Raw genomic sequence first — 16,389 nt, 5'->3', positions numbered from 1 at the left:
ATGATGAATCGAATTGAACGTCTTAGAGAGCAATTTAGTGACCGAAATATTGGTGGTATGTTGATCACAAGTGCGAGTAATCGTCGTTATATGAGCCAATTTACTGGATCTTCGGGTGTCGTATTGATTTCCGGGAAAGAAGCGAAACTAATTACAGATTTCCGTTATATCGATCAGGCTACCGAGCAGGCTAAAGGATTTGAAATCGTTCAGCATACCGCATCAATTCCTGCTGAAGTGGCGAAGCAAGCCAAGCAAATGGGGATAGAAAAGCTAGGATTTGAACAAGATTATCTTACATATGCAGTGCACCAATCCTATCAACAAGAAATTGAGGGGCAACTGGTACCGATTTCAGGTTTGATTGAAAAGCTGCGCCTCATTAAGGATGAAAATGAATTAAAGGTTTTAAAAGAAGCAGCGGAATTGGCGGACCAAACCTTCGAACATATTTTATCGTTCATTCGCCCGGGATTAAGTGAAATCGAAGTTTCGAATGAGCTTGAATTTTTTATGAGAAAAAATGGGGCAACCTCATCATCGTTTGATATTATTGTTGCTTCTGGTGTACGATCATCACTGCCGCATGGCGTTGCATCGAATAAGATCATCGAAAAAGGTGACATGGTAACGTTGGATTTTGGAGCTTTGTATAATGGATATTGCTCCGATATTACGAGAACCGTTGCTGTTGGAGAGCCGAAGGAGCAATTAAAAGATATTTATCAAATAGTGCTTGATGCTCAACTAAAAGGTTTAGAAGGACTAAAACCAGGGTTGACTGGTAAGGAATCAGACGCATTGACTAGAGATTATATAAAAGAAAAAGGCTATGGAGAGCAGTTTGGCCATTCGACAGGTCATGGAATTGGACTGGATGTCCATGAAGGTCCAGGTCTTTCGTTCAAGGTTGATACTCAACTTGAGCCAGGAATGGTTGTTACCGTTGAACCCGGTATTTACGTTTCTGGTCTTGGCGGGGTACGAATTGAAGATGATGTCGTGATTACAAAAAATGGGAATGAACGGTTGACAAAATCAACGAAAGAATTGCTGATTATTGGAGAGTAAAGATTTGGAGGGAATCAAATGATTTCAGTAAACGACTTTAAAACAGGTCTAACAATTGAAGTTGATGGCGGAATTTGGACTGTTATCGATTTCCAACATGTTAAGCCAGGAAAAGGTGCGGCATTTGTTCGCTCGAAATTACGCAACCTTAGAACCGGTGCAATACAGGAAAAGACATTCCGAGGCGGAGAAAAAGTGGCGAAAGCGCATATTGACAACCGTCGTATGCAATACCTTTATTCTTCTGGTGATATGCATACGTTCATGGATAACGAATCCTACGAGCAGATGGAACTTCAAACCTCACAAATTGAGGAAGAACTGAAGTATCTTCTTGAGAACATGACTGTTCAAGTACAAATGTATCAAGGTGAAACGATCGGAGTGGAGCTTCCAAATACCGTTAATTTGGAGGTAACCGAAACCGAACCAGGTATTAAAGGGGATACTGCGTCTGGTGGAACAAAGCCAGCTATACTACAAACCGGTCTTAGCGTGCAGGTGCCTTTTTTCGTAAACGAAGGGGATGTACTCATTATAGACACACGTACTGGAGCTTATATTTCCAGAGCGTAGTATATGTAAGCTTGAGGCAAACGACAGGCTGATTCATCTATTTGAAAATAGGTGGATCAGCCTTTTTTTGATTGAACGCAACCGTGTTTCGCAGTTAATTCTGTGGTTTCTTTTCGTAGTTAATTTTTGATTTTTGCAGTTAATTTCCAGATTTCGCAGTTCTTTCTTGATTTTCGCAGTTCCTCATCCGAAGTATATGCGGGGCGTCCTCTGGTAAAGCGTCAAGATCTCTTTCACACGCGAAAATGGCAATGCTCGACGCGGAAATTTGATTTTTTACGAGGAATTAGGAGAGTTTGACACGGAAGTTAGCCTCGAAGGGAGATCGGCTCCGCTTTTAACCCCCAAATTCGGTTAAATTTACGTCCGTAAATTTTCCATTGTGGTTTCGCGGCAATTTATATCCGTAACACACAGTGCCCCAAGCCATACACCCGAAAAATTAATGATTTCACTTACATTTCCCGCCCGTAATCTAACAATAATATGTCCATTCCCCATGAGTTCGATCATAAATTAAAGCAATCTATCATCATTGGCAATCGAATCGAAAAAACCTCCTAAGTCTGTGATTCCTTATTCTTTTTCCCAAGATCTTTACATAGGTTGTACTAAAAATACGTGGAGGAAATGGGATGAAGTTTTTGCTCGATCATTTTGGGCCGTATTTAGCCGGCATGGCCAGCCTGAGATTTTTGTCTGCAACACTAGAATTCACTGCGGCTTTCCTTATACTTTATTTTAATTCGATTCAAAAGGCGATTGTAATCAATGCATCCCTCGCTGTTGTTGGACCTTGTATTTTTATAACTACGATGGCACTTGGGTTAGTCGGGGTTGCAGGCCAAATCACCTTCGAAAAACTCGCATTGATTGGAATCGGGGTTTTTTTAATCGTATTAGGTATCCTGAAATGATTTTCGTAATGTGTCAAAGTCATAAAACAAGCTTGGCCGCATACATTGAGAATACAAGCCCAGTGAGAAAAGCAGGGATAATATGAAAGAAATATTCGAAGTATTGCCTGAATCTCTTAAGCAGTTAATCGAACATTACCCGACGAAGTATTTGAGTGAAATTGAAGAGCTTCGGATTCGTATTCAACGTCCATTTGAAATCATATGCAATGGACAGCCACACTATTTAGGTGGTCGTGATGCAGGGAATTACATCATTACTGCTGAGGATGCTGTACAACTTATGAACAAACTTAGTCAGTATTCCTTGTACGCATTTGAGGAAGAACTGAAGCGCGGATACATTACGCTTCAAGGTGGGCACAGAGTTGGTCTTGCTGGCAAGGTCATCACAGATAGAGGACAAGTCAAAGCCATACGTGATATCAGTTCCTTTAACATCCGAGTTGCCAAACAGAAAAAAGGGATCGCCGAACCACTCGTTCCGTACTTGTATTCCGGAAGATGGTTGAATACATTGATTATCGGTCCACCTCAGACAGGAAAAACAACGTTGCTCAGAGATATTGCACGGATCATTAGTCTTGGTATATCTGGGCGAAATATCCCTTCTTACAAGGTTGGTATCGTTGATGAGCGGTCTGAAATTGCTGGGTCGATCAAAGGGGTTCCCCAGCATGATCTTGGAAATCGGATTGATGTACTGGACGCATGCCCTAAAGCGGAAGGAGTCATGATGATGATACGAAGTTTAAGTCCTGATGTAATCGTGGTCGATGAGATAGGAAGAGCTGAAGATTCAGAAGCGATTCTTGAAGCGATGAATGCAGGTGTTCAAATGATTATGACTGTGCATGGATATAGTATTGAAAATGTCCTGAAACGCCCCACATTGAGAAAATTGCTGGAAATCCAATTGTTCGATCGTTTCGTTGAATTATCAAGAGCGAACGGGCCGGGTAGAGTACAACGAGTATTAGATGAAGATTACCAACCCGTTCACATAACAAAAGCACGGCAATTCGGATGAAAGTCATCGGAGCAGTCTGTATTATCCTGGCTACAACTTGGATTGGATTCGAGTGGGCAAAGCGACTTCAGGATAGACCGCGCCAGCTTAGACAACTGAAGGTCGCGCTACAATCCCTTGAGGCAGAAATCGTCTACGGTCTTACCCCACTTAATGAGGCATGTTCACGACTGTCAACCCAGTTGAAACCGCCTTTATCATGGTTTTTCGTACGGTTTTCAGAGCAGCTGCAATCGGGAAGGACATCCGTACAGGAAGCTTGGGAGGAAAGTCTCGTAATCATACGTAAACATTCTGCTCTTCAAAAAGGTGAAATCGAAATACTTAAGCAATTTGGAGCTATGCTCGGACGCCACGATCGAGAGCATCAGCAAAAACAAATAAAACTGGCCATCGTTCATTTAGAGCGTGAGGAAAGTGAAGCAGTGGAAATCCAACATAAATACGAAACGATGATAAAAAGCTTAGGATTTTTATCAGGATTATTAATTGTAATTTTGTTGATCTAGCCTGAGAGGAGCGCATAAACAGATGCCGTATGATGTGAACACCATCTTTCAAATTGCAGGGATTGGAATTATCATAGCGATGCTGCACACAGTTCTTAAGCAAATGGGAAAAGAAGACATCGCCCATTGGATAACATTGATCGGGTTTGTCATAGTTCTGTTTATGGTGATTACTTTGCTTGAGGATTTGTTCCAGCAAATACGGAGTGTATTCCTCTTCCAGGGCTAAGGAGGGATTAACCATCGAAATCATCCAAATCGTCGGTTTCTGCTTAATCGCGACCTTCCTTGCCCTTATTATAAAAGAACAGAAGCCAGCATTTTCTTTTCTCGTCATACTGTTTGCTGGTGCGACAATTTTCCTCTTTTTAGTTGGAAAGATACAGGCTGTGATCGAAATGCTAGAACGTTTGGCGACCAATGCAAATCTAAATATGGTTTATGTAGAAACGATCCTGAAAATCATAGGCATCGCATATATTGCAGAATTCGGAGCACAAATTACACGGGACGCAGGACAGGGAGCGATTGCAGCTAAAATTGAACTTGCGGGAAAGGTGTTAATCCTTGTTATGGCAATACCGATCCTTACTGTTTTGATTGAAACCATTATTACGCTGCTACCGAGTTAGGGGTGAAAAAAAAGAATGAAGGATCCAGTTCAATCAAAGCGACTTATAGGGTTTATTTTACTGGTTCTTTTTTTGTTTATCCTTGGACAGCCCCTACATGAAGCAAATGCGAATACCGATACGAAAACGGATATTCAACCATCCCTGACCCTTGAGGATGACCAGTTACAGGATATCCGTCATTTCTGGAATGAAATCCGTAACGAGTACGGCGGCTTTCTTCCAGAAAGTCAAAAAGGAAGTATTCTAGAGTTTATTCAGAGTGATAAGAGTTTTTCATTTACAGACTGGGGTATGGGGCTGCTGAAATATCTGTTCCATGAAATTTTAACAAATGGAAAATTATTAGGGATGTTGATTCTTCTTACTGTGTTCAGTATGCTTCTTCAAACCATGCAGAACGCGTTTGAGCAACAGGCGGTGAGTAAGGTCGCCTACGGTATCGTTTATATGGTTCTCGTAATTATCGCATTGAACAGCTTCCATGTAGCGGCTTCTTATACAGTTGAAGCGATCCAGAATATGAACGCATTCATCATTGCTCTTATCCCGCTTATCCTTGCACTAATGGCATCAACGGGTAGTCTTGTCTCGGTAGCCTTTTTCCATCCGTTCATCATTCTGCTCGTCAACACAAGTGGATTGCTGATTCAGCATTTTGTTTTGCCCTTATTGTTTTTATCCGCGTTATTAAGCATCGTGAGCACGTTGACAGAACACTATAAAGTTACACAGCTTGCTAATCTATTAAGAGGAATTGCGATTGGTGTCATGCTCGTTTTCTTCACAATCTTTCTCGGCGTAATCAGTGTTCAAGGTGCAACGGCTGCAGTGGCTGATGGAGTCGCCATCCGGACTGCGAAATTCATAACTGGCAACTTCATTCCTATTATCGGAAGAATGTTTACCGATGCGACGGATACCGTAATGAGTGCTTCCCTTTTACTTAAAAATACAGTCGGCATTGCAGGTGTAGTCATTTTACTGCTCATGTGTGCATTTCCGGCTCTTAAAGTTCTATCGCTCGCATTGATCTACCAGATTGCCGCCGCCGTTTTGCAACCGCTGGGCGGCGGACCGATCATTCAGTGCTTGAACATCATCAGTAAAAATGTTCTCTTTATTTTTGCGGCATTATCGATCGTTTGCTTTATGTTTTTTCTTGCAGTAACGATGATGATCGCTGCAGGGAATCTGACGATAATGATGAGGTGATTGAGGGGGATATAAATGTCTTTCATTTATGAATGGATTACAAACATCATACTAATTATTCTATTAGCGACAATCCTAGAGTTACTTCTTCCCTCTTCGTCGTTTCAAAAATATATAAAAGTCGTTATCGGACTATTGCTTATCATCGCTATTCTGAATCCACTCATACAATTTTTTTCAATAGATTTCGATGATGAATTAGCCTCTTTTCAAATTGATGGCTATACTTTGGAAAATGAAAAGGTGAAAAATTTAATAGAAAAGAATAAAAGTGAAATACAAGCTAAACAAGGTGCATATAAATTAAAACAAATGGCTGTCCAATTTGAACAAATGGTTGAGGGAAAGCTGGAGGATACTTTTAAGAAAAGTCTAAAGGAAGTGGAGGTACGTGAACCGTCTCAAAGCGAATCTGGAACGAATCAATGGATCATCCATGTCACGCTTGAAGATGCAACAGATCGTACAAATGAGATCGACCCCATTGAAGATGTAACCATCAACACTCAATCATCTACAGAAGTAATGAACAGTACCCCTGATTTTAAGGAGATCAAACAATTTCTTTCTGAACAATGGGAAGTTCCAGTCGATCAAATCGTAGTAAAAGAGGAAGGGGGATCGTAATGCAAGATGTCTGAAAAGAATAAGTATGAATGGCTAAAATCAATCCTAAGCCCGTCCAAAGATGCTCCAAAACGGAGTAAAAAATCCCAGTACATATTAATCGTTCTGGGATTGGGAGTAGCGATGATGCTCGTTCAGAATCTTTTTGAAACCCCTGATACTTCTTCTGTCATGAACGTGGCAGAGGAAGATAAACAAAAAACTGAATCCACTTTCTCTTTTAAGAAGGCAAACGATCCGTCATCAATTAGAGCCATGGAGAATCACTATGAAAATCAACTGAAGGAACTTTTAGATGAGATGGTCGGTGTGAAAGATGCATTAGTTGTTGTAACGCTTGACTCTACTGTAGTGAAGGTTTTCGAAAAAGATGTCAACGAACAAACAACCACGACCGATGAAACCGATCAGCATGGTGGGAAACGAAAATCAACAACCAATCAATCCGAAGAGAAAGTCGTCATCATCCAGGATGAAAATGGTGAGCACCCGATTATCGTCACTACAGAAATGCCAGAGGTGAGAGGTGTTGCTGTTGTAGCTGATGGAGTGGAAAACCTGCAAGTAAAGCAGTGGGTAAGAGAAGTCGTAACACGAGTGTTTGATGTACCAAGCCATAACGTAAGTGTAATGCCGAAAAAGCTGAAGGGGGAATAAGCAATTATGTTGTTGAAAAAACAAACGGTTTGGCTTTTAACCATGTTAAGTTTGATCATCGTATTATCGGTTTATTACATTACCTCACCTGAACAGTCACCGACAGACCTTGCATTCGATCAAGAGGAAAAAGCGTCTGAAGATGGATCAAAAGAAACAAACGGTGACACGACAATTCAACAAGTTGATAGCGATCAGATGTTTACAGAGTTGAGGATCAAAATCGAGGACCAACGAGCAGAGTTAGCGCAAAAATATAATGAAATCCTTGCATCAACGACCGTTGCTGCGGAGGTTCAGTCAGACGCGCTGGATAAATTGACCGCACTGCAAGAGCTCGCAATGAAAGAGGGAACCCTTGAAACGCTTGTCAAGGGCATGGGCTATGAGGATGTTCTCGTAAATACGATGCAAGAAAAAGTGCAAATCATTGTCAAGGTTGAAGAGACGCTCTCTAAACAAGAAGCAAATGAAATTATGAGAAAAGCGAAAGAACATCTCGGTGATAAGCAAGTTGCCGTATCATACCAAGCAGCAAAATAAACGGGTGACTCAAATTGAGTCCCCGTTTTTTCTATGGAATGACATACTAAAATGATATACTTGCGTTAGAATAGAAATACAATAAGTCATGTGTTGAAAAATCTCTATAAGAAGGAGAATTTTTGTGCTTCAAAAAGCAAAAACGATTTTAAAAGATACATTTGGGTATGACTCATTTCGGGACGGGCAGGAAGATATTCTTAAACGTCTATTGGATAAGAAAGATACGGTAGGCATTATGCCGACCGGTGGCGGGAAGTCCTTATGCTATCAAATTCCTGCGATGATCTTCCCAGGTATTACGCTTGTCGTATCTCCATTGATATCCCTGATGAAAGATCAGGTAGATGCCCTGGATCAAGAGGGTGTCTCGGCTACTTTCATAAATAGCTCCCTTTCTGCTGGAGAGGTCCAGGAGCGGTTGAATGGTGCAGCAAATGGGTACTATAAGCTGATTTATATAGCCCCGGAACGATTGGAGTCGCCGCTATTTTCCAGGTTGTTACATAAACTACCTATTTCGCTTATTGCCATCGACGAAGCACATTGTATATCGCAATGGGGACACGACTTCAGACCGAGTTATCTACTGATTCAACAAATGATCGCACGGCTTGAATATCAACCGGTGATCATTGCGTTAACGGCAACTGCAACCCCGGAAGTTGCGCAAGATATTTGTGAAAGGCTGGAAATTACTCAGGACGGTATTGTGACAACAGGATTTGGTCGCAATAATCTTTCATTTCGCGTTATTAAAGGTCAAAGCAGGGATCCATTCCTTGAATCATACATAAAGAGTAATGAATCACAATCAGGTATTATTTACGCAGCCACAAGGAAAGAAGTCGAACGTATTTACAATCGATTAATAAAGAAAGGCCTCTCTGTCGGTAGGTATCATGCCGGAATGCCCGAACAAGAACGCAATGACAATCAGGAACAATTTCTTTATGACGATATTACAATCATGATAGCGACATCTGCATTTGGCATGGGAATTAATAAATCAAATGTTCGTTATGTAATCCATTATCACTTGCCGAAAAACATTGAAGCCTATTATCAAGAAGCTGGTCGTGCCGGGCGTGACGGTGTCGACAGCGAATGTATACTTCTCTATTCACCTCAAGATGTCCGTCTTCCGAAATTTTTCATCGAAGAATCGGACATGGACCCAGAACGTAAAAAGCATGAGTACGAAAAGTTACAGCAAATGGTCGGCTACTGCCATACAGAATCTTGTTTACGGCAATACATTTTAAAATATTTTGGTGAACAGGCTGAAGGGTGTGGTTATTGCAGTAATTGTACCGATCAGCGTCAGTCTGTGAATGTTACCCGTGAAGCACAAATGGTCTTTTCGTGCATCAAAAGGATGAAGGAACGCTTCGGGAAAACCTTCATTGCAAAAGTCTTAACAGGTTCATCTGACAGTAAAATTAAACAATTCGGCTTTGATCAAATCTCAACCTATGGAATCATGAAGGGTCAAACACAAAAGCATGTCATAGAACTTATCGACTTTTTAACAGCAGAAGGATATATGGCACCTACAAATGGTTCATACCCAGTATTAACCTTGACACACAAAGCTGCGGAAGTGATCTTCGGCAATAAAGACGTACTTAAAAAGGAACAGGTTCAAGCGGAGCAACTTGTTGTCGAAGGGGAATTGTTCGAGCGGCTGAGAGCGTTGCGCAAACACCTCGCTGAAACTGAAAAGGTACCTCCTTTTGTCATTTTCTCTGATGCAACCTTACATGAAATGTGTGTACAATTGCCTATTTCTGAAGAAGCGTTATTGAATGTTAAGGGGGTTGGACAGAGGAAGCTAGAATTGTATGGGGCTGATTTTTTAGCAGAAATTGCAGCTGCTTGTAAGGAGAATGATATGCCTCTTGAAAAAGTTCTTTGAATTCACACTACAGGGGATAGTGTAATAACCACTACCCCCATTTTTTAAGTTATGATATGATAAAAACGACTTAGTACCTGCTCACATAAGAAGGTGTTAAGTGAAAAACGAATCAAAATTTATGCTATAATGACATCAAAAATAGCAGTCAGATTGAAGGAGTGGAAAGGATGCTTAAAATCCAAGAAATTCGTGAATTGATCAAATTAATCGATCAATCATCGATCAATGAATTCGAATATGAAGAAGATGGTGCAAAACTGTCATTGAAAAAAGCTGGTGTGGAAGCTAGCGCTATTCAGCATTCCCCTCAACCGAGAGTGGAGGAACCTGTAACATCACAGCCTGCACCACAGCAGGTTGAACAAAAGACAGAAACAACTTCGGAACCTGTTAAAGCAGTTGAAACGAAGATGGACGAATCGTTACATAAGATCGAATCTCCGATGGTAGGGACATTCTATTCCTCACCATCACCAGATGAACCTCAATATGTAGGCACAGGTGATAAAGTATCAAATGATTCGATAGTATGTATAATCGAAGCGATGAAGCTGTTCAATGAAATTGAAGCAGAAGTAAATGGGGAGATTGTAGAAGTCCTCGTCGAAAATGGACAGCTTGTTGAGTATGGCCAACCTTTATTCCTAGTGAAGAAACAGTAGGGTGATAATATGATAAAAAAAGTACTGATAGCAAATCGAGGCGAGATTGCAGTACGTATCATTCGTGCGTGCAATGAAATGGGAATTGAAACGGTCGCTGTTTACTCGGAAGGCGACAAAGAATCATTGCATGTTCGACTTGCAGATGAAGCCTATTGCATCGGCCCGATAGCCTCAAAAGACAGTTATTTGAACTTTACGAACATAATGAGTGTGGCAACTTTAACCGGCTCAGATGCGGTTCACCCCGGTTACGGTTTCCTTGCTGAAAATGCAGATTTCGCAGAAATTTGTTCTGAATGTAATATTACGTTCATTGGACCAAGTCCGGATGCAATCAACAAAATGGGTACGAAGGACGTGGCTCGTTCGACGATGAAGGAAGCTGGAGTTCCGATTGTACCTGGCTCAGAAGGAATCATCGAATCAAAGCAGGAAGCCATTTCACTTGCAGAAAAGATTGGGTATCCTGTAATCATAAAAGCAACCGCTGGCGGTGGTGGAAAAGGAATCAGGGTAGCTAGAACTGAACAAGAGCTGATCAAAGGAATCAATATTACCCAGCAGGAAGCGGCGACTGCCTTCGGAAACCCTGGAGTTTACATCGAAAAATATATCGAAGACTTCAGACATGTTGAAATCCAGGTGCTTGGTGACAATTACGGAAATGTGATTCACCTTGGTGAACGTGATTGTTCGATTCAACGCAGACTTCAAAAATTGTTAGAAGAGACACCTTCTCCAGCAATTGATCCTGATAAACGTGAGGAAATGGGCTCTGCTGCGGTCCGTGCTGCTGAAGCAGTTAATTATTCAGGCGCAGGTACGGTTGAATTCATATTCGATCACAACACGGGTGATTACTATTTTATGGAGATGAATACGCGTATCCAGGTAGAACACCCTGTAACAGAAATGGTAACTGGAATTGATTTGATTAAAGAACAAATTCGAGTAGCAAGTGGTGAGCGGTTATCCTTTGCCCAGGAAGATATAACCTTTAATGGTTGGTCGATCGAATGCCGGATCAACGCTGAAAACCCGGATAAGAATTTTATGCCTTCCCCTGGTAAGATAGACATGTACCTGCCACCAGGCGGGCTAGGAGTACGAGTCGATTCTGCAGCTTATCCCGGCTATTTCATTCCTCCTTACTACGATTCGATGATCGCAAAGGTCATCACTTACGGGAAAACGCGTGACGAAGCGGTCCGTCGAATGAAAAGGGCACTTGGAGAATTTGTCATCGATGGAGTTGAAACAACAATTCCGTTCCATCTCCGTCTATTGGAAAATGAACAATTTGTAAGTGGAGAATTCAATACGAAGTTTTTAGAACAAAACGACCTTACATCAAAGTCCAATTTAAGTGGAGGTGGCAAGAATGAATGAATATCAAACGTTTGAAATGGAAGAAAAAGATTCAAACCTTGGGAAAGTTGAAATCTCCCCTGAAGTAATCGAAGTTATCTCCAGCCTAGCTGCAACAGAGGTTGAAGGTGTTTCGGCACGTGGGAACTTTGCATCTGGTGTTGTGGAGCGTCTAGGAAAAAAGACTTTAGGAAAAGGTGTAAAGGTAGAACTTACCGAAGAGGGAATCAATATCGATGTTTTTGTAACGATGAGTTTTGGGGTATCTATCCCAGATACTGCTGAGAAACTTCAGGTGAACATTCGTCAAACGTTGCATACTATGACTGCTCTTGAACCGAACCGGATCGATGTTCACGTCGTAGGTGTCCAGTTTGAAGAAAAAGCGAATCAGAATGAAGAAGCTGAGGAATTTTAATAAAGAATCATCATAAAAGGGTCAGGGGGCTTCCGAAGTGGAGAATCCTGACTCCTTTTTCACGTTTTGCGTCAAATATTGCTTAACAGAATTGAATGATGTGAATGCTGTTAAGGTAAGCCGCACTATGCTATCATCATGTAGAGAAGAATTTGAAAGGAAGAAAAAATTATGAAAAGAAGGCTTGCTAGAGAAAAGGCGCTTCAGTCATTATTTCAGATAGATGTAAGTGAGGTTGACCGTGAGGAAGCAATCCATCATGTTTTGGATGAAGATGAGGCTAAGGATGAATTCCTTATTCAACTTGTTGAAGGAACGACTGATCATTTAGAAGAAATTGATTCAAAAATCAAAGAACATCTAGAGCGATGGAGCTTTGAACGAATTGGAAATGTGGACCGGTCTGTACTTAGACTTGCAGTATTTGAAATGTTGTTTTTGAAGGAAATACCAATAAATGTGACTTTTAATGAAGCGATTGACCTTGCTAAAACATTTGGGGGAGACGAATCCGGTCGATTTGTTAATGGTGTATTATCCAAAATAAGCAAATCATTTCAATAATGGAGGGGACAAACATGGTTGCAGAGCTGATAAAAGGAAATGAAATCGCAAATGAAAAACGCGAACGGATGAAGGTAGAGGTACAGGAGTTGGCGAAAAAAGGGATCGTACCTGGCTTAGTCGTCATTATTCTCGGGGAAGATCCTGCCTCTCAATCTTATGTGAGAGGGAAACAAAAAGCGTGCGAAAAGGTAGGCATCGATGGAAAGCTGATTGAGTTGCCAGAAAATACTCATCAATCCGAGTTGTTGGAACGAATCGAACAATATAATAATGATGAATCCTGCCATGGAATTCTTGTACAACTTCCTTTGCCGGATCACATTTCTGAAAAAGCAGTCATTGAAGCGATTTCTCCGGATAAAGATGTGGATGGATTCCATCCGATAAATATCGGTCGGATGATGACTGGACAGCGAGCTTTCTTGCCGTGTACACCATTTGGGATTATCGAAATGGTTAAAGCGAAAGGGATAGTAATCGAAGGGAAGCATGTCGTCATAATCGGGCGAAGCAACATTGTCGGAAAGCCGGTGGGGCAACTTTTCCTTAATGAAAATGCTACGGTTACATACTGTCATTCTCGGACTCCTAATATGAAGGAAATCGCACAGCAAGCGGATATTCTTGTCGTAGCAGTCGGGAAGGCGAATTTTATCGGAAATGAGTATATAAAACCCGGTGCAGTTGTAATTGATGTAGGTGTTAATCGCCTAGAAAACGGGAAATTGACGGGTGATGTGAAATTTGAGGAAGCACAGAATATTGCTTCATATATTACGCCAGTGCCGAAGGGTGTTGGACCAATGACAATTACGATGCTTCTACATAACACGATTCTTTCAGCGAAATGGAGTCAGCAAACTGAAGGTGTCCTATAATGCAAAATGATCGTTATTTAAGTATTACAGCTTTGACTCGTTATATTCGTAGGAAGTTTGAGGATGATGGGAACTTACAAGACGTTTGGATACGTGGTGAGCTGTCTAATTTGAAATTCCACAGTAGAGGACATATGTATTTTACTGTGAAGGATGAAAATAGCCGAATACAATCTGTAATGTTTGCGGGCAATAATCGATTCCTGAAATTCCGCCCCGAAGAAGGCATGAAGGTATTGATCCGTGGTGAGGTATCGGTATACGAGCCTTATGGCCAGTATCAGCTATATGCAAGAGAAATGCAGCCTGATGGAATCGGGAATTTGTTCCTTGCGTTTGAAGAGCTCAAAAAAAGGTTGGAGTTGGAAGGGCTGTTTGCTGAAGAGCGTAAAAAACCGTTGCCGACCATCCCTCAAAAAATTGGTGTAATCACTTCTCCGACAGGTGCAGCAGTCCGTGACGTCATTACAACGATCAAACGCCGGTTTCCAATTGCAAAAGTGACCGTCATCCCTGTACTCGTGCAAGGTCCTCATGCAGCACCGAGTATCTCTCGGGCGATAGAGCTTGCCAACCATCGTTCACAGTGGGACGTATTGATTGTCGGTCGAGGTGGAGGATCTATCGAGGAGCTTTGGGCTTTTAATGAGGAAGCAGTTGCCAGAAGTATTTTTCAGTCGAAAATTCCGATCATATCTGCAGTCGGACATGAGACAGATTTCACGATCGCTGATTTTGTTGCTGATGTTCGTGCGGCTACACCAACAGCAGCTGCAGAGCTTGCTGTGCCGCATATTGCAGAATTACAGGAAAAGGTCAGTCAGCGACAGCTCCGCCTGACTAGAGCAATTTCCGAAAAGGTTTCTGGGTATCAGAGTGATCTGAATCGATTACAACGTTCTTACGCGTTTAAATACCCGATGCAACTCGTAAAACAGAAAGAACAGGATCTCGATCGCTTAATTGAACGAATACAGCGGGAGAGTGTCCGTAATCTTCAGATGAACCGAGAAACAGTCGATCGCATGAACGGTCGATTAAAGCGGAATCATCCTGCCGAAAAACATAAACAAGCAAGTAATAGGTTCGAAGGACTTACCCGAATGCTTTCAAAAGAAATGCACAAAAATCTAGGTGAAAGCCAGTCACGATTCGACCAGCAGGTTGGAAAGTTAAATGCATTAAGTCCGTTGAAGGTAATGGAGAGAGGCTATAGCTTAGCATATAAACAGGATCAATCCCTTATTAAAAGTATTGATCAGGTTCAACCAGGTGAACAAGTTGCAGTTCGGTTAAAGGATGGAAAATTGGATTGCCAAGTGTGGGGAATCGAGGAGAGTGAAACAAATGGCAGAAAAAAAAGCACAAACATTTGAAGAATCTATGGTCGAGCTTGAAGAAATTGTGAGTAAGTTAGAAGAAGGAGATGTACCTCTAGAAGAGTCAATCCGTCTTTTCCAGGAGGGGATGAAATTATCTAAATCATGTCACGATAAGCTTCAAAAGGTTGAAAAACAGATGGACGAGCTCTTGAACGAGGATGGCGAAACAGAGCCGTTTACGCTACAGGAGGACGACTCAGATTGAACAAGGATACGTTCTTGGAACTTTTACAAAGGAAAAAGCAAGAGATCGATGAGGCGTTACCAGCGAAGATTGAAGGCATTGATGCCCACTCAGGGCTAAAAGAGGCCATGTTGTATTCCATCTTAGCCGGTGGTAAACGCCTTCGCCCGATTTTATTTTTCAGGACGATTGAAGCACTTGGTAAAGACAGTCAGCCATACATGGATATCGGGTGTGCAATCGAAATGATTCACACGTACTCATTGATTCACGATGATCTTCCTGCTATGGACGATGATGATTTTCGCCGTGGGAACTTGACGAACCATAAAGTCTATGGAGAAGCACTTGCCATCCTTGCGGGAGACGGACTTTTGACCTTCGCTTTTCAAACGATCGCAGACTCTAAAACGATTGAAAGCAATGTAAAGGTTGATCTGATCAGTAAGTTGGCAACAGCAGCCGGCCCGGAAGGAATGATTGATGGACAAGCGGCAGACCTTGATGCCGAAGATAAGAAGATTGCCATTGATGAACTAGAACAAATTCACCGAAATAAAACAGGTGCGCTGCTCGGTTTTTCTATTTATGGAGGTGCGAAAGTAGCTGGTGGGTCTCAACAACAATTAGTACATCTCACTCACTTTGCAAACCATCTTGGTCTCGCTTTCCAGATTCAGGATGATATTCTTGATATCGAAGGCGATGAGGGGATAATTGGAAAACCGGTGGGTAGTGATCAGCAAAATAAAAAAAGTACATACCCTCAGCTTTTAACTTTAGAAGGTGCCAAAAAGAAACTTTCACAAGAAGTTGATAATGCGAAGGAACATCTTTATAAAGCAGGAATTGATCATACTTGGCTTGTGAGCTTTACTGACTATATGGTAAGTCGTGACCATTAGAAACCATTGAGAAAACGCCGGTTTTATGGTATATTAGTAGTACATGAGGAGTGGTGCAGTATTCTAGTCAGTCTCCCATTTCTGAGGGCGGGCCTAAAAATCCGCCAAAGGGCACATCGATGAAGTCCCTTGTATAGGCTCGAGGCGCCCAGCTTTGGGTCTACACTGGGGGTTAAGGCTGAAGGGCGATCCACAAGGGCATGTGGGCGTTGACCCTTTTGCCGCGGAGGACCTCAACATTTGCGATTTGTGTGCTAATACCTTATTGCGAACTGGGGTTATAAACCTGCTGTCACTGGTTTTTTCGCTCGCTAGAAATTACTG

The 16,389-nt window shown here is 41.8% G+C and carries 20 protein-coding genes; all 20 read left to right on the top strand.

The window, feature by feature from the left end; translation table 11 throughout:
* The first annotated feature begins 3 nt into the window (after positions 1 to 3).
* The 20 genes from MOJ78_RS13310 (at position 4) to MOJ78_RS13215 (ending at position 16,065) form a co-directional block, all read left to right on the top strand.
* On the top strand, positions 4 to 1,071 hold the full coding sequence (locus tag MOJ78_RS13310; protein WP_304981259.1) for a M24 family metallopeptidase: 1,068 nt from the start codon (positions 4 to 6) through the stop codon (positions 1,069 to 1,071).
* An 18-nt stretch (positions 1,072 to 1,089) separates the two neighbouring features.
* Positions 1,090 to 1,647, top strand: coding sequence for an elongation factor P (gene efp, locus MOJ78_RS13305; protein WP_304977832.1), 558 nt, complete (start codon positions 1,090 to 1,092; stop codon positions 1,645 to 1,647).
* Positions 1,648 to 2,282: 635 nt separating this feature from the next.
* Positions 2,283 to 2,564 (top strand): YqhV family protein, encoded by a 282-nt coding sequence (locus MOJ78_RS13300; RefSeq protein WP_304977831.1) that lies wholly within the window; start codon positions 2,283 to 2,285, stop codon positions 2,562 to 2,564.
* Between the two features lie 82 nt (positions 2,565 to 2,646).
* The gene (gene spoIIIAA, locus MOJ78_RS13295) at positions 2,647 to 3,594 is read left to right on the top strand and encodes a stage III sporulation protein AA (RefSeq protein WP_304977830.1); all 948 of its coding nucleotides are present in this window, start codon (positions 2,647 to 2,649) and stop codon (positions 3,592 to 3,594) included.
* The gene (spoIIIAB, locus tag MOJ78_RS13290) at positions 3,591 to 4,103 is read left to right on the top strand and encodes a stage III sporulation protein SpoIIIAB (RefSeq protein ID WP_304977829.1); all 513 of its coding nucleotides are present in this window, start codon (positions 3,591 to 3,593) and stop codon (positions 4,101 to 4,103) included. Before spoIIIAA ends, spoIIIAB begins: the two co-directional genes overlap by 4 nt.
* 22 nt (positions 4,104 to 4,125) lie before the next feature.
* Positions 4,126 to 4,332 (top strand): stage III sporulation protein AC, encoded by a 207-nt coding sequence (spoIIIAC, locus tag MOJ78_RS13285; RefSeq protein ID WP_304977828.1) that lies wholly within the window; start codon positions 4,126 to 4,128, stop codon positions 4,330 to 4,332.
* A 13-nt stretch (positions 4,333 to 4,345) separates the two neighbouring features.
* The gene (gene spoIIIAD / locus MOJ78_RS13280; protein ID WP_304981258.1) at positions 4,346 to 4,735 is read left to right on the top strand and encodes a stage III sporulation protein AD; all 390 of its coding nucleotides are present in this window, start codon (positions 4,346 to 4,348) and stop codon (positions 4,733 to 4,735) included.
* A 15-nt stretch (positions 4,736 to 4,750) separates the two neighbouring features.
* Positions 4,751 to 5,950, top strand: coding sequence for a stage III sporulation protein AE (gene spoIIIAE, locus MOJ78_RS13275; protein ID WP_304977827.1), 1,200 nt, complete (start codon positions 4,751 to 4,753; stop codon positions 5,948 to 5,950).
* Positions 5,951 to 5,965: 15 nt separating this feature from the next.
* Positions 5,966 to 6,577, top strand: a complete 612-nt coding sequence (gene spoIIIAF / locus MOJ78_RS13270; RefSeq protein ID WP_304977826.1) for a stage III sporulation protein AF — start codon at positions 5,966 to 5,968, stop codon at positions 6,575 to 6,577.
* A gap of 6 nt (positions 6,578 to 6,583) precedes the next feature.
* Positions 6,584 to 7,234 (top strand): stage III sporulation protein AG, encoded by a 651-nt coding sequence (gene spoIIIAG / locus MOJ78_RS13265; protein ID WP_304977825.1) that lies wholly within the window; start codon positions 6,584 to 6,586, stop codon positions 7,232 to 7,234.
* Between the two features lie 6 nt (positions 7,235 to 7,240).
* Positions 7,241 to 7,777 (top strand): SpoIIIAH-like family protein, encoded by a 537-nt coding sequence (locus MOJ78_RS13260; RefSeq protein WP_304977824.1) that lies wholly within the window; start codon positions 7,241 to 7,243, stop codon positions 7,775 to 7,777.
* 124 nt (positions 7,778 to 7,901) lie between these two features.
* Positions 7,902 to 9,695 (top strand): DNA helicase RecQ, encoded by a 1,794-nt coding sequence (gene recQ / locus MOJ78_RS13255; protein WP_304977823.1) that lies wholly within the window; start codon positions 7,902 to 7,904, stop codon positions 9,693 to 9,695.
* Between the two features lie 170 nt (positions 9,696 to 9,865).
* A complete protein-coding gene (gene accB / locus MOJ78_RS13250) occupies positions 9,866 to 10,360 on the top strand; it encodes an acetyl-CoA carboxylase biotin carboxyl carrier protein (protein WP_304977822.1) in 495 nt (164 codons plus the stop codon).
* Positions 10,361 to 10,369: 9 nt separating this feature from the next.
* Positions 10,370 to 11,752 carry an acetyl-CoA carboxylase biotin carboxylase subunit gene (gene accC, locus MOJ78_RS13245; RefSeq protein ID WP_304977821.1) on the top strand — a complete coding sequence of 461 codons (1,383 nt, stop codon included), beginning with the start codon at positions 10,370 to 10,372 and terminating at the stop codon, positions 11,750 to 11,752.
* A complete protein-coding gene (locus MOJ78_RS13240; protein WP_304977820.1) occupies positions 11,745 to 12,149 on the top strand; it encodes an Asp23/Gls24 family envelope stress response protein in 405 nt (134 codons plus the stop codon). Before accC ends, MOJ78_RS13240 begins: the two co-directional genes overlap by 8 nt.
* A 171-nt stretch (positions 12,150 to 12,320) precedes the next feature.
* Positions 12,321 to 12,713, top strand: a complete 393-nt coding sequence (gene nusB / locus MOJ78_RS13235; RefSeq protein WP_304977819.1) for a transcription antitermination factor NusB — start codon at positions 12,321 to 12,323, stop codon at positions 12,711 to 12,713.
* A 14-nt stretch (positions 12,714 to 12,727) separates the two neighbouring features.
* Positions 12,728 to 13,594 carry a bifunctional methylenetetrahydrofolate dehydrogenase/methenyltetrahydrofolate cyclohydrolase FolD gene (folD, locus tag MOJ78_RS13230; protein WP_304977818.1) on the top strand — a complete coding sequence of 289 codons (867 nt, stop codon included), beginning with the start codon at positions 12,728 to 12,730 and terminating at the stop codon, positions 13,592 to 13,594.
* Positions 13,594 to 14,970, top strand: a complete 1,377-nt coding sequence (gene xseA, locus MOJ78_RS13225; RefSeq protein WP_304977817.1) for an exodeoxyribonuclease VII large subunit — start codon at positions 13,594 to 13,596, stop codon at positions 14,968 to 14,970. Before folD ends, xseA begins: the two co-directional genes overlap by 1 nt.
* The gene (locus tag MOJ78_RS13220; protein ID WP_304977816.1) at positions 14,942 to 15,181 is read left to right on the top strand and encodes an exodeoxyribonuclease VII small subunit; all 240 of its coding nucleotides are present in this window, start codon (positions 14,942 to 14,944) and stop codon (positions 15,179 to 15,181) included. Before xseA ends, MOJ78_RS13220 begins: the two co-directional genes overlap by 29 nt.
* Complete coding sequence (locus MOJ78_RS13215; RefSeq protein WP_304977815.1) at positions 15,178 to 16,065, top strand: polyprenyl synthetase family protein; 888 nt, start codon at positions 15,178 to 15,180, stop codon at positions 16,063 to 16,065. The genes MOJ78_RS13220 and MOJ78_RS13215 overlap by 4 nt, the downstream gene beginning before the upstream one ends.
* Positions 16,066 to 16,389 lie beyond the last annotated feature (324 nt).

The sequence above is a fragment of the Alkalihalobacillus sp. AL-G genome (assembly GCF_030643805.1).
GTDB lineage: Bacteria > Bacillota > Bacilli > Bacillales > Fictibacillaceae > Pseudalkalibacillus.
Note: the sequence above shows the minus strand (reverse complement) of the source record. Positions and strands in the feature narration are given on the sequence as shown.